The sequence below is a fragment of the Sphingomonas caeni genome, assembly GCF_026013415.1.
Lineage (GTDB): Bacteria > Pseudomonadota > Alphaproteobacteria > Sphingomonadales > Sphingomonadaceae > Sphingomonas > Sphingomonas caeni.
Genome location: NZ_JAPDOK010000008.1, coordinates 70,304 through 89,315, shown reverse-complemented (window position 1 = coordinate 89,315; position 19,012 = coordinate 70,304). Strand labels below are relative to the sequence as shown.

Below are 19,012 nucleotides of genomic sequence, written 5' to 3'. Positions count from 1 at the left end.
GGTCGGACTCACCTGTCCTTCGATACGCCACTTCGACAAGCTCAGTGGCTACTCAGGACGAACGGAGGTGGAAATGCCTTAGCGGGTATGGCGATCCCTTGCGCCCCATGCCATGACACCTCCAACAATTCGAAAGTCCGGTATCCATCCCGGCGCAGGAGAGCGACATGGCCGAGTTCGACATCATCATCTACGGCGCCACCGGCTTCACCGGCCGCCTCGTCGCCGAATATCTCGCCAACAACTACGCCGATGGCTCGATCAACTGGGCGATGGCCGGCCGCTCGCTCACCAAGCTCCACGAGGTCCGCGACGAGATCGGCGCCCCCGCCGATACCCCGCTCATCACCGCCAATGCCGACGATCCGCAAGCGCTGCTCGCACTCGCCAGCCGCGCGGCATGCGTGATCACCACGGTCGGCCCGTACCAGCTCTATGGCGAGCCCCTCCTCGCCGCCTGCGTCACCGCGGGCACCGCCTATGTCGATCTGTGCGGCGAGCCCAACTGGATGCACGACATGATCCGCAAATACGATGCCGACGCCCGGACAAGCGGCGCGCGGATCGTCTTCTCGTGCGGGTTCGATTCGATCCCCTTCGATCTCGGCGTCTGGGCCGCGGAGCAAGCCGCGATCGCCAAGTTCGGCAAGCCCGCCCCGCGCGTGAAGGGCCGCGTCCTTTCGATGAAGGGCACCTTCTCGGGCGGCACCTTCGCCAGCGGCAAGGCCACTGCCGCCGCCGCGATGAAGGACCCCTCGGTGTTCAAGGCGCTGATCGATCCCTTCGCGCTCACCCCCGGCTTCGAGGGCCCGCCCCAGCCCAAGGGCGTGCTCCCCGAATATGACTCCGCCGTCGATGCCTGGGTCGCGCCCTTCATGATGGCGGTGATCAACACCAAGAATGTCCACCGCTCGAACTTCCTGCTCGGCCATCCCTATGGGCGGGACTTCCAATATGACGAGATGATGGTCGCCCCCGGCATCGGCGATCTCGGCAAGGCGGCCGCCGAAGCCATCGCCAAGATGAACCCGATGAACGCCGAAAAGGGCCCCGCCCCCGGCGAAGGCCCCTCAAAGGAGGAGCGCGAGACCGGCTATTACGAGATCGTGTTTGTCGGCGAGATGCCTGACGGCCAGTCGGTCCGCGCGACCGTCAAGGGCGACCGCGATCCGGGCTATGGCTCGACCAGCAAGATGATCGCCGAAAGCGCGATCTGCCTGATCAAGGACGTGAAGGGCGAAGGCGGGGTCTGGACCCCGGTGGCGATCATGGCCGAACCGCTCAAAAAGCGGCTCGAGGCGCATGCCGGGCTGAGCTTCAGCTGAAGCCGTAGAGCAGCATGATCGCCCCGGCGATCGCCAGCGATACCGCGATCACGATCGGCACCATCTTCGAGCGCCGCTTCTGGACATCGGCATAATAGGCCGGCACGTCGAGCCAGTAATGCCCCTTGATCGCCTCGCGCACCACCCCCGCGGCGCGCATCCGGTCGAACTCGCGCTGCACCGCGGGCCGGCGCGGCACGAACGCCGCCGCATCGCCCGCCGAGATCGCGTGGAGCGCCATGAAATGCCCGGTAATCTCCTGGCTGGCGCGGTTGGTCGCGTGCGCGACGATCACGGGTCCGGCCGGGACGGTCATGCGCTCAGCCCTTGCCCAGGGTGAAGAACAGCACCCCGCCGATTACCAGTACCGCCGCCAGCAGCACGATCTTCAGCCGCATATGCGTATCCGAATGCCAGGCGTTCCAGGCGGGCATATCGACATAATAGCGGCCCGGCTTGGCCTCGCGGATCACGCCGCGCGCGAGGAAGCGCTCGAACTGGCGCTGCTGCAGCCGCCGGTCGGTGGCGAAGGGCACGGCATTCTCGGGCGTCACCGCGTTCGCCGCGAAAAAATGGCTGAACACGCGCCGCCGCGCCACCGCCATCGCTGCTGCCGCCGAAGTCGCCATTCCCGCCTCCCGGTCAATCCCTTGAAGCGACGATGGCACGAAGCAGGCGGCCCTTCAACGGCTCAGCGCTTGCGCCCCTGATGCCGGATATTCGCCGGCCTGCCGCGATGCTTGATCACGCGCTTCGGCCCGCGCCCGTGCGCGCCGCGCCCGGCCGAGCCCTTGCCGTCGGGCAGCTCGAAGCGCAGCGCCCCCGATACCGGGTTCGCCTCGGCCAGCCGCAGCTGGAGCCGCTGGCCCAGCTTGAATTCGTCCCCGCTCTCATCGCCCACCAGCCGCTGCCCGGCCTCGTCATAGCGGAAATATTCGGTCCCCAGGGCGCGCGCCGGCACCAGCCCGTCGCCACCCACGCCCTCGACGGTCGCGAAGAAGCCGAAGGGCTGCACGCCGGTGATCCGCGCCTCGACCACCTCGCCGACATGGCTCGCCAGATAGGCGGCGACATAGCGGTCGATCGTGTCGCGCTCGGCCTCCATCGCGCGGCGTTCGAGCTGGCTGATGCTCGTGCCGGTACGCTCCATGCTCGCCTGATCCTCGAGCACCCCGCCCGGCCCGAGCGCATAGGCCGCGACCAGCGCGCGGTGCACCACCAGGTCCGAATAGCGCCGGATCGGCGAGGTAAAATGCGCATAGCTGCCCAGCGCCAGCCCGAAATGCCCGGCATTGGCGGGGCCGTAATAGGCCTGGGTCTGGGTCCGCAGCACCTGCTGCATCACATCGTCGCGGAAATCGCTTTCGCCCACCCGCTTGAGGATATGGTTGAAGGTCTTCGGCTGGATCACCTGCCCCAGCGCGAACTCGACATCGAGCGTCTTCAGATATTCCTTGAGCGCCACCAGCTTCTCGCGCGCGGGCGGCTCATGGATGCGGTACATCACCGGCGCCTTCTTCGCCTCGAGCGCCTTGGCCGCCGCGACGTTCGCCGCGATCATGTAGTCCTCGATCAGCTTGTGCGCATCGAGCCGCTCGCGCGGCGCGACCGACAGGATGCGCCCCTTCTCGTCGAGCACGATCCGCCGTTCGGGCAGGTCGAGATCGAGCGGCTCCCGCTTCGCCCGCGCCTTGGTGAGCGCCCCCCAGCAGTCCCAGAGGGGCTTGAGCGCCGCCGCGATGGCGTCGTACCGCTCGGTTCCCCGGCGAAGGCCGGGGTCCAGCAGCGGTGCGTCCGATTTGTCGGTGATCGCCTGGGCGTCCTCATAGGCGACATTGCCGATCAGCCGCACCACGGCCCGGCTGAACCGCCAGCGCTTGAGCTCGCCATGCTTGCCGATCTGCATGTGACAGGCCAGCGCCGCGCGATCGACACCCTCCTTCAGCGAACACACATCCGCCGAAAGGACCTCGGGCAGCATCGGCACGACCCGGTCGGGGAAGTAGACCGAATTGCCCCGCCGCCGCGCCTCGCGGTCGAGTTCGGAGCCCGGCCGGACATAGAAACTCACATCGGCAATCGCGACGATCGCGTTCCACCCGCCCTCGGTCGCCTCGGCCCAGACCGCATCGTCATGGTCGCGCGCGTCCGCGGGATCGATCGCGACGATCGGCAAATGCCGCAAATCCTCGCGTTCGCCGAGCCCCTGCTTCGCCACCTTCGCCGCCTCGGCCAGCAACTCCTCCGAAAACACATTCGGAATGCCATGCTTGTGGATCGCGATCAGCGAGAAGCTGCGCGGCGCGAAGGGATCGCCCAGGATCTGCGTCACCTTAGCGGTGATCCGCGGCGGCCGCCCGGCCTTTTCGGCGAGCACCAGGTCGCCCGGCTCGGCGCCGCCCGCGTCCGACACGAGGAAATCGCGCCGCTCCTTCTTCTCGACGCCCTGCAGCCAGAGCTTGCCGCCCTCTTCGCGCAGCACGCCGAGCATCAGTTCCTCGCCCTTGGCGAGCTTCTTCATCGGATGCGCGATCCAGCCCTTCCCGGCCTCTTCGGTGCGCGCGAGGATACGGTCGCCGACGCCCAGCGCCGAGCCCTTGCCGCCCCGCTCGCGCACGCGCAGCCGCGGCACCGGAATGCCCTCGGCTTCCCAGCGCTCGGGCACCGCCCAGACGGTATCGCCCTCGATATCGCTGATCCGCAGCACCGTGACCTTGGGCAGTCCGCCCATCTTGTGGAAGGCGCGGCCGGGGGCGCTGTCGATCAGTCCCTCGTCGCTCATATCCTTGAGCAACGCCTTGAGCGCGATCTTGTCCTGGGCATGCAGCCCGAACGCCCGCGCGATCTCGCGCTTGCCGGCGGGGGTATCGGAATTGGAGATGAAATCGATGATTTGCTGCCGCGTGGGCAGCCCGTTTTTCTGTTTTTGGTTTTTCATTGACCCTGAAGATAGGGACTCGGGCGCCGAAAACCAACCGGAAGCAGCAAAAGGCGCCGCTTTCCCCTTCCCGCAAATAGGGGGAAATCGTCCGCTAACTAACTAAACCTCACAGAAGATAAGACTCTTAAGCGTTATTGATCGATCCTCATTATGCTACAGTAACAATGTAGATATTGGAGGATCGGATGCAAATTTCTCGACGCGCAATGCTTGCCGGTTCGCTCGCGGTTCCGATGACGGCATTCCTGCCGCTCCGCGCCTGGGCCGACGACCACGGCACCGATCTCACCCCCGCCCAGGCCTATGCCAAGCTGGTCGCCGGCAATGACGATTTCGTCGCCGGCAAGCTGCGCCCGGCGGCCGACCAGGCCTCCATCGCCGGGCTCGCCGCGGCGCAGAATCCCTGGGCCACCGTGGTCTGCTGCTCGGACAGCCGCGTGCCCCCGGAGCTGATCTTCCAGACCGGCTTCGGCGAGCTGTTCGTGGTGCGCAACGCGGGCAACACCGCGGCCACCAGCCAGTCGCTCGGCAGCGTCGAATATTCTGTGTACAAGTTCCACACCCCGCTGATCATCGTCCTCGGCCACAGTAAGTGCGGCGCGGTCGAGGGCGCGACGGCGGTGGTCCAGAGCAATGGCAGCGCGGTCTTCCCGGGCAGCATTGGCCCGATGGTCGAGCCGATCGTCCCCGCCGCGCTCGCCGCGCGCACCCTGCCCGGCGACCCGGTCGTCAACGGGGTCCGCGAAAACGTCATCCGCGTCCGCGACCGTCTGCGCTCGCCCGAACAGCCGGTCCTCTTCCCGCCCTATCGCCGCGGCGACCTCGCCATTGTCGGCGCGATCTACGATCTCGACACGCGGCACGTAACCTTCCTCGATCCGATCCCCAGCGCGGCGCATTAGGGCGGGTTGCAATGTAGGATTTCGTCTGCTTCGCTCGCGCGGCCGGTCGATCCGGCCGCTCTTTGACCCTGTCGATCCGCGCATCGCAAACGGCGCATTTCTCCCGGAGACTGCGCGGCGGAAAACATGCGCGATAGTGTGAAGCGAGTGTCAACTTTCACATGCTGGGACGATTTGGATCCTGGGCGGCGCAAAACCGCGTCTTGGCCTAAACTTTATTAAACTTCCGCGGCTTTCGGCTATGCCGCCCGCATGGGCTTCGACCTCCTCATTGTCGGTGGCGGGATCAATGGCTGCGCGATCGCGCGCGAGGCCTCGCTGCTCGGGCTCAAGGTGCTGCTGGTCGAGAAGGACGATCTCGCCAGCCATACCAGTTCGGCCTCGACCAAGCTGATCCACGGTGGCCTCCGCTATCTCGAGACCTATGAGTTCCGCCTCGTCCGCGAGGCGCTGCACGAGCGCGAACGGCTGCTCAGTGCCGCGCCGCACCTGATCCGCCCGATGACCTTCGTCCTTCCCCACGCCCATTCGGTGCGGCCGTGGTGGATGGTCCGCGCGGGGCTCTATCTCTACGATCTGCTCGCCGCGCCTTCCTCGCTGCCGCGATCGCGCGGGCTCCACCCGGATGACAAGGCCTTCAACGATCCGCTCAAGGGCGAGCATCGCGGCTTCGTCTATTCGGATGCCTGGGTCGATGATGCCCGTCTCACCCTCGCCAACGCGCTCGATGCCGCCGCCCATGATGCCGAAATCGCGACACGAACCGAGCTGGTATCGGCAAAACGTCAGGGCGAAGCCTGGCATGCCGTGCTTTCTGACGGCCGCACGGTCGAGGCCCGCGCGATCGTCAATGCCGCCGGCCCCTGGGTCGCCCGGCTTTTCGACCGCCTCGATGCCGATGCCCGATCGAAGGTCCGGCTGGTCAAGGGCAGCCATATCGTCGTCCCCCGCCTGTTCGACGGCGATCATGCCTATATCCTCCAGCAGCCCGACCGCCGCATCGTCTTCGCCATCCCCTATGAGGGCGAATTCACCGAGATCGGCACCACCGATATCCCGGTCGAGCGCCCCGAGGACGCCATCTGCTCGGGTGAAGAGGTCCAGTATCTCTGCGACGCCGTGAACCGCTACTTCACCCGCCAGGTCGCCCCCGCCGACGTCCACTACAAATGGTCCGGCGTCCGTCCGCTCCATGACGACGGCGCGGCCAAGGCCCAGGCCGTTACCCGCGACTACGTCCTCGAACTCGACGAGCAGGGCCCGCCCCTGCTCTCCGTCTTCGGCGGCAAGATCACCACCGCGCGCGCGCTCGCCGAGGAAGCGATGCACAAGCTCGCCCCCGGGCTCGGCGTCACGCCCCAGCCCATGACGCGCGCCCGCGTCTTCCCCGGCGGCGCCATCCCCGAATTCCCCCGCTTCCTCGCCCAGGTCCGTGCCCGCTGGCCCTTCCTGGGGGACGCCCGCTCGGCGCGCATGGCCCATGCCTATGGCGCCGCGCTCAACGACATGCTCCGCGACGTCACCGATCCGGGCGAGGATCTGGGCGGCGGCCTGACCGAGACCGAGGTCCGCTGGATGCACGACCATGAATGGGCACGCACCGCGGAGGACGTGCTCTGGCGGCGGAGCAAGGTCGGGCTGCATGTGGACGCGGATGCGGCACAGCGCGTCGCGTCGCTCCTTGCCGATTTCCCACGTTAAAGTCTTGTTAGCATCCGACCCGCACCTTCGCGGCACGGGCGAGGGACATGGCCACACGATTCTCACAATATCGCAGCGTCGCACCGGCGCTGGTCGAGCATCGCGCAGCACCGCGCCACCGCGTGCAGGTGACGCGCGCCACGCTGGCCAAGCGCGGCAACGCCCCCGTCGATGCCGAGCTGCACGACCTGTCCATCTATGGCTGCCGCTTCGCCTGCCAAACGCGCTTTGCCGAGGGCGACCGGCTGTGGCTGCGCTTCGGCGAAGGCCTTCCCATCGCCGCGACCGCGATCTGGAACGACGGCACCCATCTCGGCTGCCGCTTCGACAGCCCGATCGACCGCAGCCTGGTCCGCTCGCTCACGCTGGTGATCTGCTAGCCTCCGGGGAACTACCAATCGCCCCGTCGGCCACGCCCGTTAAGCCTGGGCGGAATGGCTGACCCACTCGCTTCCGCCAATCTTCGCCGCTGGATCGTCGCGTGCGCGATCGGCGAGCTGCTCGGCATCGCCTGCGCGGCTTTATGGTGGGTGGCGATCGACCGGATCGATCCCGAGCCTGTGGCGCTCGGGGCGAGGCTGGCGATGCTCGCGCTCAAATCGCTGTCGGGACTTGTCGAGGGCTGGCTGCTCGGCACGCTGCAAGCCCGCGCGCTCGCGCATTTCTACCCGCGCCTCTCACGCTCGGCCTGGGTCGGCGCCACGGTCTCGCTCGCCCTATTCGGCTGGGCGGTCGGATCATCCTTCTCGGTGTTCGCCGCCGGCCCGGCCAGTGCCGCGCCCGCGGCGGATCCCGGGATGCTCGTGACGCTTGGGATGGCCGCGGCCTTCGGGCTCGGCGTGGGTGCTTTGTTCGGCGCGGTCCAGGCGCTGGTGCTCCGCCGGGCCGCGCGCCGGGCGAGCTGGTGGATCGTCTTCAACGCGCTCGGCTGGGGCGCAGCGCTGCCCGCCATCTACTTGTTCGCCGGGATCGATCTGGGGATCGGCCCTGCCGGTGCAGTGCTCAACGGGCTCGCGGGCGGAATCATCGCCGGGCTTGTCCTCGGCGCGATCACCGGCCTGGCCTTTCGCCACATGCCGGCACGCTAAAGCCGCTAGCGCCAGCCCCCCAGGACATTCGCCCGGGTAAAGCGCTTGGCCGACGCCGCATCGAGCGCTTTGCGCGTCGCGCTCACCGGCCCCGCGCCTGGGCCGGCGCTCCCGAACTCGAACATCCGCGCTTCCTCGGGCGTCAGCTTGCGCTGGTCGCCCTCGGGGCCCTTGTATCCCATCCAGGTCCAGCCCTCGTGGCGGATATGGCCGTCCATCCAGCAATTCAGGAACGCCGCCTGCCCCAACAGGCTCATATTGCCCCCCGCCCGCCACGGCCGCCCCAGCCACACGCTATGATCGGGCACGCCGGGCTCACGCCCGATCCGGCAGTGGCTGAACACCAGCCCGAACTCCTGCGCGGCGGGGGTGCTCGGCGCGGCGATATAGCCGAGACTGTCGGTGTTCGGCACGAAGCGGGTGACGATGCTGCACCGGTCGAACCACACCGCACCGCCGCCGAAGATGAAGTCCACCCCGCCGACGATCCGGCACCCCGTGATCCGCGCCCGCGGCTGGATGTAGAGCGTGTCCTGATACCCCTCGAGCGCGCAGTCCTCGACCGTGCACCGGTCCGCCTCGCGCCCGATCAGCAGCGCCACCGCCTGCGCTCCATTGCCCGCATTGTCGCGCTTCGCCCCGATATAGTCGTAGCTGTTGCGGATCGTCAGGTTGCGAAAGGTGACGTCGGGCGCGGCGACGGTGATCGTCGCCGATCCGCTGGTGCCGGTATTGCTCCCGTCAGCCTTTCTGAGCCCGGCATAGGCGCCATAGCTGACCACGCTCGCGGGTCCGCTGCCGATGACCGTCACGCCGCGCGTGGCGATGGTCAGCTTCTCGACAAAGGTACCGGGCGCAAGCCGGATCACGGTCGCGCCGCCCGCCAGCGCCTCGGCGATCGTCCCGACCGTGCCGGGCGCCCGCCGCGGATCGACCACCACCTCGCCCGGCGCGGTGCGCGCCACGGCAGGCTGCATCGCCAGGCCCGCTCCCAGTCCCAGCAGGCCTCGCCGATCCATCCACCGTCTCCCCTCAGCGGTAGTTGAAACTCACGCTGATCCGTTTGCCCTTGGAGCCGCCCGCCGGGACTTCGTGCCGCAGCCAGCTCTCCCACAACAGGATCGTCCCGGAAACCGGTGTCACGGTCAAGAAGCTTTGCAGCATCTCGGGCGCGTCGGCGCGCCGCACCGGCGCCGCCATCATCATCGCCAGCCGCGGGTCCTCCAGCCGCAACCCGGCCGCGCCCTCGGGGATCGCGATATAGACCGTGCCCGAAACCACGCTGTGCGGATGGATATGCCCCGAATGCCCGCCCCCGCCGGCGAGGATATTGACCCACAGGCTGTCGAGCTTGAGCTTGCGCCCGCCAAGATCGAACGCGCATTCCTTCGCGAACGCCGCGACATGCTTGTCGAGCTTGCGCCTCAGATCGTCGAACGCCGGATCGCGTAAGGGAAGATCGTTGAGCGAGGCATAGCTGGTATAGCCGCTATAGCCGTGCGCCTTCGCCCAGCGCCGCCCGGCCGCATCGTCCTCGGCGAGTTGCAGGCACGACGCCTCCAACTCCCCGACCAGCGCCTCGTCGCCCAGCGCAGCCTCGTAGAGGAGCGAGGCGAACAGCGCGCGCGTGCTCAATATGCCCGCCCGACCAGGATGCGCTCGACCGCGGGCTTGCCGGTGAAGATGCAATTGCCCGTCGGCGCCCCGGCATCGAGCGGTACGTTGCGCAGCGTCAGCTTGAGCGCCTTGATCTTCTCCGCCACCGCATCGAGTTCGGCGCCCGAGGGCTTCGACCAGTTGACCTCGAGCAGGCCCTTGCCGCCCTTCTCGAAGAACGCCAGCAGCCCCGCCCAGTCGGTCACGTCGCGCGCAATGGCCGCATCGCGCCGCGCCTTGGCATCGTCGAACAGCGCGTTCTGGATGCTCTCCAGCGTTGCCACCGCCTGACCGACAAAATCCCCACGCGCGACGACCGCGCTGTCGAGCTTGCCGTCCTCGCGATAGAGCCGGTCGCGGCGGATCACCGAGACATTGCCCCCCGCCATGTCGCGCCCGCCGACCTCGATCACCAGCGGCGCGCCCTTCTTGACCCAGCCCCAGCGCTTGGTCGCCGCCTTGGTCCATTTGAGATCGAGCAAAGCGCGTACCGGCTCGCCGAACGCGCTCAGCTTCGCCAGCTCGCCCTGCAGCGTCTTGCAGTAATCGACGATCGCAGCGTCCTCGTCATTGTCGCGCAGCATCGGCACGATCACGATCTGCCAGGGCGCGATCCGGGGCGGCACGCGCATCCCGTCATCGTCGCCATGGATCATGATCGCGGCGCCGATCATCCGCGTGGTCATACCCCAGCTGGTGGTCTGCGCCAGCTCGAGCTCGCCCGAGGCATTCTGGAACCTGATGTCCTGCGCCTTGCTGAAGGTCGTGCCGAGGAAGTGGCTGGTCGCCGCCTGCAGCGCCTTGCCGTCCTGCATGATCCCCTCGATCGAATAGGTCGCCACCGCGCCGGGGAAGCGCTCATTCTCGGGCTTTTCGCCCGCGATCATCGGCATCGCGCAGCATTCCTCGGAAAAGCTGCGATAGACCTCGAGCATCTTCATCGTCTCTTCGCGCGCCTCTTCGGCGCTGGCGTGCGCGGTATGGCCCTCCTGCCACAGGAACTCGGCGGTGCGCAGGAACATGCGGGTGCGCATCTCCCAACGGACGACATTCGCCCATTGGTTGATCAGCACCGGAAGGTCGCGCCACGACTGGACCCAGCGGCTGAACGCGGTGCCGATCACCGTCTCCGAGGTCGGCCGCACCACCAGCGGCTCCTCCAGCTTCGCCTCGGGATCGACCACCAGCCTGCCGTTCACCGACTTCAGCCGGTGATGCGTGACGACCGCCATTTCCTTGGCAAAGCCTTCGACATGCTCGGCCTCCTTCTCGAAATAGGAGAGCGGGATGAAGAGCGGGAAATAGCAATTCTCGTGCCCCGTCGCCTTGATGCGATCGTCGAGCAGGCGCTGGATGCGCTCCCAGATGCCGTAGCCCCATGGCCGGATCACCATGCAGCCGCGTACCCCCGATTCCTCGGCCAGATCGGCCTCGGCGATGACGGCCTGATACCAGGCGTTGAAATCCGCTTCGCGGGTGACGTTGAGGGCATGCTTGATCATGGGGGCGCCGATAGACCAACTTGCCGGGCCCCGCCAATGATGTTCTATCTGCCCCGGGGGACAGGGACATGAGCTACGTCCAGAAGAGCTACAAGGGCGGCACGCCGCTCTGGGTTGGTGGGTTGGTCGCGCTGGTGCTGCTCAGCCGGTGCGCGATGATGGGCGCCGCCGGTGGCGCCTCCACCGCCCGGATGGATACGCCCGAAGGCGTCGAGCGCGCGATGTTCGCCGAAGCCAGCACCGCCGAACTCTACCGCACGATCAAGCGCACCCATCCCGACGAGTTCCGCGCGCTGACCTGGGAGATTGCCGGCCGCGTCAAGGACGGCCAGAGCCAGGCCCAGATCCAGACCGCCATCTCGAACTTCGTCGCCGATGCCGAAGCGCGCCATCGCAAGGAAATGAACCAGGCCGGGCCCGCCGCGCTCGCCGCCTATCTTCGCGCCGAAACCGGGCTGATCGAGGCGCTCAAACAGACCGATCCGCGCTCCTGCGCCACCTATGTGACCAACGGGACGGTCGAGCTTCCGGCGGGCTATTCGGGGCCGGTCAAACCCATCACCGATTTTCACGTCGCGAACTGGCAGGCCTATGCCGACGGACGCGACCATCCGGTCCGGCGCGGTCCCGCGCAGCCGACCCCCGCCGATTGGGCGCTGATCGACAAGGCGATGCTGGCGAACGGAACCGACCGCCAGACGATCAAGGCCTTCTTCGATCCCAGGCGCAGCGCAGCGCTCGATCCCATGGTCCAGTGCGACGCCGGGCTCAGTTTCCGCCGCGCGATCGCCACGCTGCCCGCCGACAGGATCGACCAATTCTATCTCGGGCTGCTCGGCGCCGCCGCATCCTGACCGGGCTTGCCGCACCGGTGCGCACCGCCTAGCGCCGTGCCATGCCCGCCGCCCCGAATCCGGATCGCGCCCTGACCGGACTCGCGCTGCGCCTTTTCGCGATCTTTTGCCTCGCATCGATGGCGGCGCTGATCAAGCTGGCGGAGGCGCACGGGGCCTCGTTGGTCGAGATCCTTTTCCACCGTCAGCTCTGGGCGGTGCCGGTGGTGATGGCGTGGCTCGCCGCGGGCGACGGCCTCGGCACGATCCGCACTACGCGGTTCGGCGCGCATGTCGGGCGCACCGCAGTGGGGCTCGCGGGCATGGTGTTCAACTTCGGCGCAATCCTGCTCCTGCCGCTCGCCGAGGCCACCACCCTCTCCTTCACCGTGCCCATCTTCGCCACGATCCTCGGCGCGCTGGCGCTGCGCGAAACGGTCGGCCGGCACCGCTGGAGCGCGGTGGTGATCGGCTTTGCGGGCGTGCTGATCGTCGCCCAGCCCAGCGGGGGCCATTTCCCGCTGATCGGCACCTTGGTCGGCCTCACCGCCGCCTTCTTCGTCGCCACCGTCGCGATCCTGCTGCGCCAGCTCGGCAAGACCGAAAGCGCGGGGACGACCGTCTTCTGGTTCTCGCTCCTCTCGGTGCCGCCGCTGGCGATCGCCTACGCCTTCGATTTCCACCCGCATGACTGGACCGTCTGGGCGATGCTGCTCGCGATCGGGCTGGTCGGCGGCGTCGGCCAGCTCGCGCTCACCGGGGCGCTGCGCTACGCGCCGGTCTCCACCGTGGTGCCGATGGACTATTCGAGCCTGGTCTGGGCGACGCTCTATGGCTGGACCTTTTTCGGGATGCTGCCAACGCCCTATACCTGGATCGGCGCGCCGATCATCATCGCGAGCGGGCTCTACATCGTCTGGCGCGAGCAGCGCCGCGGCGCCCCGGTCAGCGCCGCCGATACACCAGCATGAGATTGTTCGCAGGCATCTCGACCAGCCGTGCCAGATCGAACGCCTCCGCGGCCGCGCTCACATCCTCGACATGGCGCAGGCCATATTCGGGGCTCTTCTCCTTGAGCCAAAGCTCGAACTGCTCGTTCGAAGCCGCGGTCGGCACGCCGTGCCGGCGGTACGGCCCATAGAGGATCAGCGGCGCGCCCGGTTCGAGCAGCCGCTTCGCCCCGGCCAACAGCCCCAGGGTCGCCGCCCAGGGGCTGATATGGACCATGTTGATGCACAGGATCGCGTCCGCCCGGGCGACCGGCCACGCTGCCGCGGCGGCATCGAGAGCCAGCGGGGGCAGGACGTTGGCGAGCGCCGCGCACCAATCGGCGATCGAGGCCAGCGCTTCCGGATCGGGATCGCTCGGTTGCCAGCGCAACCCGGGGAAGCGCTCGGCGAAGGCGGCAATATGCTCGCCCGTCCCGCTCGCGACCTCGAGCACCAGTCCCGCGGCCGGCAATTCCTCCGCGAGCACCGCGGCGATCGGCTCGCGGTTCCGCTCGGTCGCGGGCGCGTGGCGCCTCATGTCGGGCGCGCTTCCTCCAGCAAGCGCTTGGCGCGCAGATACATTTCGACACGCTGCATCGTCAGCAGCCCCAGCGCCAGCGCGACCAATATGTCGGTGAGCAGCATCACGTCGAAATGCCACGCCGAGCCTTCCACCCGCGCCACGGTGCGCAACGCGATCAGTCCGAGCAGGAAGAACATCGAGGCGAGCGACGCCTTCTGCTTCAGCGTCTGCGTCGCCGGATCGACCGAGATGTGCATCATCCGGCCGCGCTGCCATCCCAGCGCCCCGCCGATCGCCAGCGCGGCCAGGCAATAGGCCATAGCCATGCCCTTGGGCGGCATGCTGTAGAACAGCAGGCCCGCGACCACCGCATAGATGCCCGGCACGATCCAGAGCTGGCCCAGCTTGAGCGGGCGCTCGCGGTTCACGTTGCGCAGGCGGAAGAACAGGACCACGCCGATAATCGCAAGCGTGATGACGGTGCCGGTCAGGTTGCCCTGAGGAGAAGCGCTCGGGTTCATGGGGCCTGCTTCTCCCCGAGCACGAACGGTTGCGCAAGCCCAACATTAGCGCCATCTGATATGGGGTTACGGGAGGAAGCCATGGATATCGACAGGGACAGCGCCGGCGTGAACATCCCGCCCCCGCTCGCCTTTATCGGCACCTTCGTGCTGGGCGTGATCATCGACCGATTCTCATGGTGGCATCTCGGGATCCCGCTCGGCCATTGGTTCGAACGGATCGTCGCCGGGCTTGCGCTGGTCATGGGGTTCGGAATCATGATGACCGCGGTGGGGCTGTTCAAAAAGGCCGGCACCGATCCCAAGCCGTGGAAGCCCGCCAGCGCAGTCGTCACCGACGGCGTCTATCGCTGGACGCGCAACCCCATGTATCTCGGCATGGCGCTGATCTATCTGGGGCTGGCCTTCTTCCTCGACAGCGTGGTGACGCTGCTGCTGCTCGTGCCGCTGTTCGTCTGGATCACCCGCGAAGTGATCGAGAAGGAGGAGGCCTATATGGCGGCCAAGTTCGGCGAGCCCTATCTCGCCTACAAGGCGGCGACTCGGCGCTGGTTCTGAGGCTCGAGGGCGCCCGCAAAGGTCGCGCAACATCGCTTCATTGGTGACCTTTGACAGAGGGGAAATGCATCACTCTGTTGGAAGCAGCGGGATCACGATTCAAAGAGCGGCCGGCAGCGCCGGACCACCCGACTCAAGCAAGCCGAATCCTACATTGCAAGCCCCCTCAGGGCGCCGCGATCACCATCGTCTCGAAGGCGATATCGACCGATTCCACCGCGACCTCATTGCCCTCGGACTCGAGATCGGTGCCGGTCACCTTGATGGGGAAGGCATTGTTCAGCGTCCACATCATCTTGGGGGCGCCGGTGTCGTCGAGCAGGTTCACGATCACGGTCTGGCGCGCGATCGTGCCCAACTTGACCTGATCGAGCCAGTCCCAGAGTCCGCTGCCCTGCACGAAGATGCCCTTGCGCAGCGTGACGTTGCCGACCTTGCCCAGCCCCGGCATCTTGATCGGATAGAAGCTCGGGCTGTTGCCGTGACGATAGTCGACCGTCACGCCCTCATTGTCGAGCCCCGTGACTTCCTGAAAGGTCGCGGTCAGCCCGTTGGCGAAGGTCACGCTGAAGTAGAATTTGGGCAGCGGCCAGACATTGTCCTGTGTTTCACCGGCCATGATCTTCCACCCATCAATTGAGACGAGCTCTGTTCATACGACAGTTGCCGCAATTCGGACAATCACTCAGTCGTCATCCCGGCGAAAGCCGGGACCCAGAGCCCCGGGCGACAGCATCTGTTGCTCTGGGTCCCGGCTTTCGCCGGGATGACGGCCAAGACTCTATTCCGCCGCCTGGGCGACGTCCGGATCCTTCCACGCCAGCACCGGCTTGCGCGCCGCCAGCGTCTCGTCGAGCCGGCGCCGCGGGGCGAAGTGCGGCGCGGTCTTGACGCTCGGATCGCCGTTGCGCGCCCGCGCCGCGACCGAGCGGAACGCGCCGATGAACTGATCGAGCGCCGCCTTGCTCTCGGTCTCGGTCGGCTCGACCAGCATCGCGCCGTGCACCACCAGCGGGAAGTACATCGTCATCGGATGATAGCCCTCGTCGATCAGCGCCTTGGCGATGTCGATCGTCGAGAAGCCCTCGGGCAGCCCCTCGTCGCTGAAGATCGCCTCGTGCATGCACGGGCCCGACTTGGCGAAGGGCGCATCGAGCACATCCTCCATCGAGCGCAGGATGTAATTGGCGTTGAGCACCGAATCCTCGGCGACCTGGCGCAGGCCATCGGCGCCGTGCGAGAGGATATAGGTCAGCGCGCGGGTGAACATGCCCATCTGGCCATGGAAGGCGACCATGCGGCCGAAGGTGCCCGCATGATGCTCGCCCGCCGTCTCCTCCTCGACCAGCCGGTAGCCGGCCCCGTCCTTCTCGACGAAGGGCAGCGGCGCGTACGGCGTCAGCGCCTCGGACAGCACCACCGGCCCCGAACCCGGCCCGCCGCCGCCATGCGGGGTCGAGAAGGTCTTGTGCAGGTTGATGTGCATCGCATCGATGCCGAGATCGCCCGGGCGGACGCGCCCGACGATCGCGTTGAAGTTGGCGCCGTCGCAATAGACGTAACCGCCGGCCGCATGGACCGCGTCGGATATGGCCTTCATGTCGCGCTCGAACAGCCCGCAGGTGTTGGGGTTGGTAATCATCACGCCCGCGATATCGGGCCCAAGGCGCGCCTTGAGCGCCTCGAGGTCCACGCGGCCATCGTCGGTCGCCGGAATATCCTCCACCGTGAAGTTCGCGAAGGCCGCGGTCGCCGGGTTGGTGCCGTGCGCGCTGATCGGCACGAGCAGGATCTTGCGATCCCCCTCGCCCCGCGCCTCGAGCGCCGCGCGGATCGCCAGCACGCCGCAGAGTTCGCCATGCGCGCCCGCCTTGGGGCTCATCGCGACCGAATGCATGCCGGTGAGCGTGATCAGCCAGTGCGCGAGCTGGTCGATCACTTCGAACGCGCCCTGCGCCGAATCGACCGGGGTGAGCGGGTGGAGGTCCGCGAACCCAGGAAGGCGCGCCACGCGCTCGTTAAGCCGCGGATTATGCTTCATCGTGCAGCTGCCGAGCGGGAAGAGGCCCAGGTCGATCGCGTAATTCTGGCGGCTGAGGCGGGTGTAATGCCGCACCGTCTCGGGCTCGGAGAGGCCGGGGAGGCCGATGCTCTTGCGCTCAAGCCCGCCGAGCCGCGACTTGCCCTCGGGCATCTCGCCGAAATCGACGCCAGTCGTGTCGCTCGAACCGATCTCGAAGATCAGCGGCTCCTCGAGCATCAGCGCCCGGTTGCCGGTGAAGGTCGCACCGCTCGCTTCGCCCGCTTCGGGGGTGGTGGGCCGCCAGCCGCTCTGGTTGATCGTGCTCATGCCAGCGCCTCCCGGAGCGCGGAGGCAAGCGTCGCAACGTCCTCCTCTGTGGTGGTCTCGGTAACGGCCACGACCAGCCCATTGGCCAGTTCGCCCGCCCCCGGATAAAGCCGCCCGAGCGACACGCCCGCAAGGATGCCCTTGTGCGCCAGATCGCGCACCACGGGCCGCGCTTCCTTCGACAGCCGAAGCGTGAATTCGTTGAAGAAGCTCGGCGTCACCAGCTCGACGCCCGGCACGCCCGCCAGCATATCCGCCGCCGCGCTGGCGCCCGCATGGTTGATCGCCGCGAGCTGCTTGAGCCCCATTTCGCCCAGCAGGGTCATATGGATCGACCAGGCGAGCGCGCACAGCACCGAGCTGGTGCAGATGTTGCTCGTCGCCTTTTCGCGCCGGATATGCTGCTCGCGGGTCGACAGCGTCAGCACGAAGCCGCGCTTGCCCTCGGCGTCGACCGTCTCGCCGCACAGCCGCCCCGGCATCTGGCGCACCAGCTTCTCCGAACAGGCGAACAGCCCGACATAGGGTCCGCCGAACTGGAGCCCCACGCCGATCGACTGGCCCTCGCCGACGACGATGTCCGCGCCCATCTCGCCCGGCGCCCGGATCGCGCCCAGCGCCACCGGCTCGGTCACCACCGCGACCAGCAGCGCCTTCTTCGCGTGCGCCGCCTCGGCCAGTTTCGAGAGATCGCCGATCCGCCCGAGAATATCGGGATATTGCACCACCACGCACGACGTATCGTCGTCGATCAGCGCGATCAGATCGTCGGTATCGGGATTCGCGCCCAGCACCGGCAGCCGCGTGTCGAGCACGTCGCCGGTGAACTTCGCCATCGTCCGCGCGACCGAGACATAGTGCGGATGCAACCCGCCCGAGAGGATCGCCTTGCCCCGCCGCGTCACCCGCCGCGCCATCACGATCGCTTCCCAGCACGCGGTCGATCCGTCGTACATCGAGGCGTTCGCCACGTCGCAGCCGAGCAGCCGCGCGACCTGGCTCTGGAACTCGAACATCATCTGCAGCGTGCCCTGCGCGATCTCGGGCTGGTAGGGCGTGTACGCGGTGAGGAACTCGCCGCGCTGGATCAGGTGGTCGACGCTTGCGGGCACATGATGACGGTACGCCCCGCAGCCCAGGAAGAACGCCGCATCCCCCGCCGCGAGATTCTTCTTCGCCAGCGCGGTCATGTGCCGCTCGACCGCCAGTTCGCTGGCATGGAGCGGCAGGCCATGTATCGGCCCGTCGAGCACCGCGGCCTCGGGCACATCGGCGAACAGATCGTCGATCGACGTGGCGCCGATGACGCCGAGCATGTCCTGCCGGTCGGCGGGGGTAAGGGGAAGATAGCGCATCAGGGCCTTCTCATTGGGTCTTTGCGAGCTTGCCTTCGGACGGAGTCCAGGCGCGGATATCGGTGGGTTCGATCCCGGCGGCGCGGTCGAGGGCGGCGCCGGTGCAATGCTTCTCGTCGACCACACGGCCGGTGATGATCACATAGCTTTTCTGGAACGCCGCCGCCTTGCGGTCGAACGCCGCGCCGCCGCCAATGCCGATCCTCGAAGCCGTACCGGTCGAAGTATCGGCATAGAGGCTGCAGTCATAGCCGGCGCAGGTGGCGAGATAGCCCGCCGCCCGCACCGTCTTGCCCTTCACCGCCTCGCAATGCCGCACGATCTGCTCGACCGTGTAGAGCGGCGGCGCGGCCGGCGTGCAGGCCGCGAGCATCAGGATCGGGGCGAACGCGGCCCTCACAGCTTGGCGACGAACGCCGCATAGGCTGCTTCATCCATCAGGCTTTCCAGCTCGGACGGATCGCTCAGCGTCAGCTTGAAGAACCAGCCATCGCCCTCGGGGTCCTCGTTGACCAGCTCGGGCGTGTCGGCGAGCGCCGCATTGCCCTCGATCACCGTGCCCGAGACCGGCGAATAGACGTCCGACGCGGCCTTGACGCTCTCGACCACCGCGGCCTCGTCGCCCTTGCTCACGTCCTTGCCTTCGTCGGGGGTCTCGACGAACACGATGTCGCCCAGCTGGCCCTGCGCATAATCGCTGATGCCGACGGTGCCGATATCGCCATCGACCTCCACCCATTCATGATCTTCGGTGTAGTAGCGGCTCAT

General features: G+C 67.3%; 21 protein-coding genes. 8 read left to right on the top strand and 13 right to left on the bottom strand.

The genetic code is table 11. The features are described 5' to 3' along the window. The first annotated feature begins 167 nt into the window (after positions 1 to 167). A complete protein-coding gene (locus OF829_RS17275; RefSeq protein WP_264941397.1) occupies positions 168 to 1,325 on the top strand; it encodes a saccharopine dehydrogenase family protein in 1,158 nt (385 codons plus the stop codon). On the opposite strand, the gene OF829_RS17270 is transcribed toward OF829_RS17275, so the two are convergent. The 3 genes from OF829_RS17270 to rnr all read right to left on the bottom strand — a co-directional run bounded on the left by OF829_RS17270 (position 1,318) and on the right by rnr (position 4,263). After that, complete coding sequence (locus OF829_RS17270; RefSeq protein ID WP_264941396.1) at positions 1,318 to 1,641, bottom strand: hypothetical protein; 324 nt, start codon at positions 1,639 to 1,641, stop codon at positions 1,318 to 1,320. The two genes, OF829_RS17275 and OF829_RS17270, sit on opposite strands and share 8 nt — an antisense overlap. Before the next feature lie 4 nt (positions 1,642 to 1,645). Then, on the bottom strand, positions 1,646 to 1,954 hold the full coding sequence (locus OF829_RS17265) for a hypothetical protein (RefSeq protein ID WP_264941395.1): 309 nt from the start codon (positions 1,952 to 1,954) through the stop codon (positions 1,646 to 1,648). Positions 1,955 to 2,016: 62 nt separating this feature from the next. Beyond that, on the bottom strand, positions 2,017 to 4,263 hold the full coding sequence (gene rnr, locus OF829_RS17260) for a ribonuclease R (RefSeq protein WP_264941394.1): 2,247 nt from the start codon (positions 4,261 to 4,263) through the stop codon (positions 2,017 to 2,019). Positions 4,264 to 4,499: 236 nt separating this feature from the next. Here rnr and OF829_RS17255 point away from each other — a divergent pair, with 236 nt between their 5' ends. The 4 genes from OF829_RS17255 to OF829_RS17240 all read left to right on the top strand — a co-directional run bounded on the left by OF829_RS17255 (position 4,500) and on the right by OF829_RS17240 (position 7,957). Continuing rightward, on the top strand, positions 4,500 to 5,168 hold the full coding sequence (locus OF829_RS17255) for a carbonic anhydrase (RefSeq protein ID WP_264941393.1): 669 nt from the start codon (positions 4,500 to 4,502) through the stop codon (positions 5,166 to 5,168). 252 nt (positions 5,169 to 5,420) lie between these two features. After that, on the top strand, positions 5,421 to 6,869 hold the full coding sequence (gene glpD, locus OF829_RS17250) for a glycerol-3-phosphate dehydrogenase (RefSeq protein WP_264941392.1): 1,449 nt from the start codon (positions 5,421 to 5,423) through the stop codon (positions 6,867 to 6,869). Between the two features lie 47 nt (positions 6,870 to 6,916). Continuing rightward, on the top strand, positions 6,917 to 7,249 hold the full coding sequence (locus OF829_RS17245; RefSeq protein WP_264941391.1) for a PilZ domain-containing protein: 333 nt from the start codon (positions 6,917 to 6,919) through the stop codon (positions 7,247 to 7,249). 54 nt (positions 7,250 to 7,303) lie between these two features. After that, positions 7,304 to 7,957, top strand: a complete 654-nt coding sequence (locus OF829_RS17240) for a hypothetical protein (RefSeq protein ID WP_264941390.1) — start codon at positions 7,304 to 7,306, stop codon at positions 7,955 to 7,957. Positions 7,958 to 7,962: 5 nt separating this feature from the next. On the opposite strand, the gene OF829_RS17235 is transcribed toward OF829_RS17240, so the two are convergent. From OF829_RS17235 to OF829_RS17225, 3 genes are read right to left on the bottom strand one after another with little or no spacing between them, the layout of a single operon-like run. After that, positions 7,963 to 8,976 (bottom strand): pectinesterase family protein, encoded by a 1,014-nt coding sequence (locus OF829_RS17235; protein WP_264941389.1) that lies wholly within the window; start codon positions 8,974 to 8,976, stop codon positions 7,963 to 7,965. 13 nt (positions 8,977 to 8,989) lie between these two features. Beyond that, the gene (locus OF829_RS17230) at positions 8,990 to 9,592 is read right to left on the bottom strand and encodes a TIGR02466 family protein (protein WP_264941388.1); all 603 of its coding nucleotides are present in this window, start codon (positions 9,590 to 9,592) and stop codon (positions 8,990 to 8,992) included. Next, on the bottom strand, positions 9,589 to 11,115 hold the full coding sequence (locus OF829_RS17225; RefSeq protein WP_264941387.1) for a proline--tRNA ligase: 1,527 nt from the start codon (positions 11,113 to 11,115) through the stop codon (positions 9,589 to 9,591). Before OF829_RS17225 ends, OF829_RS17230 begins: the two co-directional genes overlap by 4 nt. Positions 11,116 to 11,183: 68 nt before the next feature. Here OF829_RS17225 and OF829_RS17220 point away from each other — a divergent pair, with 68 nt between their 5' ends. Then, on the top strand, positions 11,184 to 11,969 hold the full coding sequence (locus OF829_RS17220) for a hypothetical protein (protein ID WP_264941385.1): 786 nt from the start codon (positions 11,184 to 11,186) through the stop codon (positions 11,967 to 11,969). A gap of 41 nt (positions 11,970 to 12,010) precedes the next feature. Next, positions 12,011 to 12,919 (top strand): DMT family transporter, encoded by a 909-nt coding sequence (locus OF829_RS17215; protein ID WP_264941384.1) that lies wholly within the window; start codon positions 12,011 to 12,013, stop codon positions 12,917 to 12,919. Here the strand turns inward: OF829_RS17215 and OF829_RS17210 are convergent. After that, positions 12,894 to 13,475 (bottom strand): class I SAM-dependent methyltransferase, encoded by a 582-nt coding sequence (locus OF829_RS17210; protein WP_264941383.1) that lies wholly within the window; start codon positions 13,473 to 13,475, stop codon positions 12,894 to 12,896. The two genes, OF829_RS17215 and OF829_RS17210, sit on opposite strands and share 26 nt — an antisense overlap. Continuing rightward, positions 13,472 to 13,981: a cytochrome c biogenesis protein CcdC gene (locus OF829_RS17205; RefSeq protein WP_264941382.1), complete on the bottom strand. Its 510-nt coding sequence runs from the start codon at positions 13,979 to 13,981 to the stop codon at positions 13,472 to 13,474. Before OF829_RS17205 ends, OF829_RS17210 begins: the two co-directional genes overlap by 4 nt. Positions 13,982 to 14,062: 81 nt before the next feature. Between OF829_RS17205 and OF829_RS17200 the strand changes: the two genes are divergently transcribed. Further along, positions 14,063 to 14,539, top strand: coding sequence for a methyltransferase family protein (locus OF829_RS17200; RefSeq protein ID WP_264941381.1), 477 nt, complete (start codon positions 14,063 to 14,065; stop codon positions 14,537 to 14,539). Positions 14,540 to 14,705: 166 nt separating this feature from the next. Here the strand turns inward: OF829_RS17200 and OF829_RS17195 are convergent, their stop codons facing one another. The 5 genes from OF829_RS17195 to gcvH all read right to left on the bottom strand — a co-directional run bounded on the left by OF829_RS17195 (position 14,706) and on the right by gcvH (position 19,012). Further along, complete coding sequence (locus OF829_RS17195) at positions 14,706 to 15,158, bottom strand: phage tail protein (protein ID WP_264941380.1); 453 nt, start codon at positions 15,156 to 15,158, stop codon at positions 14,706 to 14,708. A 162-nt stretch (positions 15,159 to 15,320) separates the two neighbouring features. Beyond that, positions 15,321 to 16,889: an aminomethyl-transferring glycine dehydrogenase subunit GcvPB gene (gcvPB, locus tag OF829_RS17190; protein WP_264941379.1), complete on the bottom strand. Its 1,569-nt coding sequence runs from the start codon at positions 16,887 to 16,889 to the stop codon at positions 15,321 to 15,323. Next, complete coding sequence (gcvPA, locus tag OF829_RS17185) at positions 16,886 to 18,244, bottom strand: aminomethyl-transferring glycine dehydrogenase subunit GcvPA (protein ID WP_264941378.1); 1,359 nt, start codon at positions 18,242 to 18,244, stop codon at positions 16,886 to 16,888. The genes gcvPB and gcvPA overlap by 4 nt, the downstream gene beginning before the upstream one ends. 10 nt (positions 18,245 to 18,254) lie before the next feature. Then, on the bottom strand, positions 18,255 to 18,644 hold the full coding sequence (locus OF829_RS17180; RefSeq protein WP_264941377.1) for a hypothetical protein: 390 nt from the start codon (positions 18,642 to 18,644) through the stop codon (positions 18,255 to 18,257). Beyond that, complete coding sequence (gene gcvH / locus OF829_RS17175) at positions 18,641 to 19,012, bottom strand: glycine cleavage system protein GcvH (protein WP_264941376.1); 372 nt, start codon at positions 19,010 to 19,012, stop codon at positions 18,641 to 18,643. The genes OF829_RS17180 and gcvH overlap by 4 nt, the downstream gene beginning before the upstream one ends.

Coding starts and splice junctions, on each gene's coding strand:
- OF829_RS17205 (WP_264941382.1), bottom strand. CDS start 13,981: ATGAACCCGAGCGCTTCTCCTCAGGGCAACCTGACCGGCACCGTCATC.
- gcvH (WP_264941376.1), bottom strand. CDS start 19,012: ATGAGCCGCTACTACACCGAAGATCATGAATGGGTGGAGGTCGATGGC.
- OF829_RS17265 (WP_264941395.1), bottom strand. CDS start 1,954: ATGGCGACTTCGGCGGCAGCAGCGATGGCGGTGGCGCGGCGGCGCGTG.
- rnr (WP_264941394.1), bottom strand. CDS start 4,263: ATGAAAAACCAAAAACAGAAAAACGGGCTGCCCACGCGGCAGCAAATC.
- OF829_RS17235 (WP_264941389.1), bottom strand. CDS start 8,976: ATGGATCGGCGAGGCCTGCTGGGACTGGGAGCGGGCCTGGCGATGCAG.
- glpD (WP_264941392.1), top strand. CDS start 5,421: ATGGGCTTCGACCTCCTCATTGTCGGTGGCGGGATCAATGGCTGCGCG.
- OF829_RS17255 (WP_264941393.1), top strand. CDS start 4,500: ATGACGGCATTCCTGCCGCTCCGCGCCTGGGCCGACGACCACGGCACC.
- gcvPB (WP_264941379.1), bottom strand. CDS start 16,889: ATGAGCACGATCAACCAGAGCGGCTGGCGGCCCACCACCCCCGAAGCG.
- gcvPA (WP_264941378.1), bottom strand. CDS start 18,244: ATGCGCTATCTTCCCCTTACCCCCGCCGACCGGCAGGACATGCTCGGC.
- OF829_RS17225 (WP_264941387.1), bottom strand. CDS start 11,115: ATGATCAAGCATGCCCTCAACGTCACCCGCGAAGCGGATTTCAACGCC.
- OF829_RS17195 (WP_264941380.1), bottom strand. CDS start 15,158: ATGGCCGGTGAAACACAGGACAATGTCTGGCCGCTGCCCAAATTCTAC.
- OF829_RS17240 (WP_264941390.1), top strand. CDS start 7,304: ATGGCTGACCCACTCGCTTCCGCCAATCTTCGCCGCTGGATCGTCGCG.
- OF829_RS17270 (WP_264941396.1), bottom strand. CDS start 1,641: ATGACCGTCCCGGCCGGACCCGTGATCGTCGCGCACGCGACCAACCGC.
- OF829_RS17275 (WP_264941397.1), top strand. CDS start 168: ATGGCCGAGTTCGACATCATCATCTACGGCGCCACCGGCTTCACCGGC.
- OF829_RS17210 (WP_264941383.1), bottom strand. CDS start 13,475: ATGAGGCGCCACGCGCCCGCGACCGAGCGGAACCGCGAGCCGATCGCC.
- OF829_RS17220 (WP_264941385.1), top strand. CDS start 11,184: ATGAGCTACGTCCAGAAGAGCTACAAGGGCGGCACGCCGCTCTGGGTT.
- OF829_RS17200 (WP_264941381.1), top strand. CDS start 14,063: ATGGATATCGACAGGGACAGCGCCGGCGTGAACATCCCGCCCCCGCTC.
- OF829_RS17215 (WP_264941384.1), top strand. CDS start 12,011: ATGCCCGCCGCCCCGAATCCGGATCGCGCCCTGACCGGACTCGCGCTG.
- OF829_RS17245 (WP_264941391.1), top strand. CDS start 6,917: ATGGCCACACGATTCTCACAATATCGCAGCGTCGCACCGGCGCTGGTC.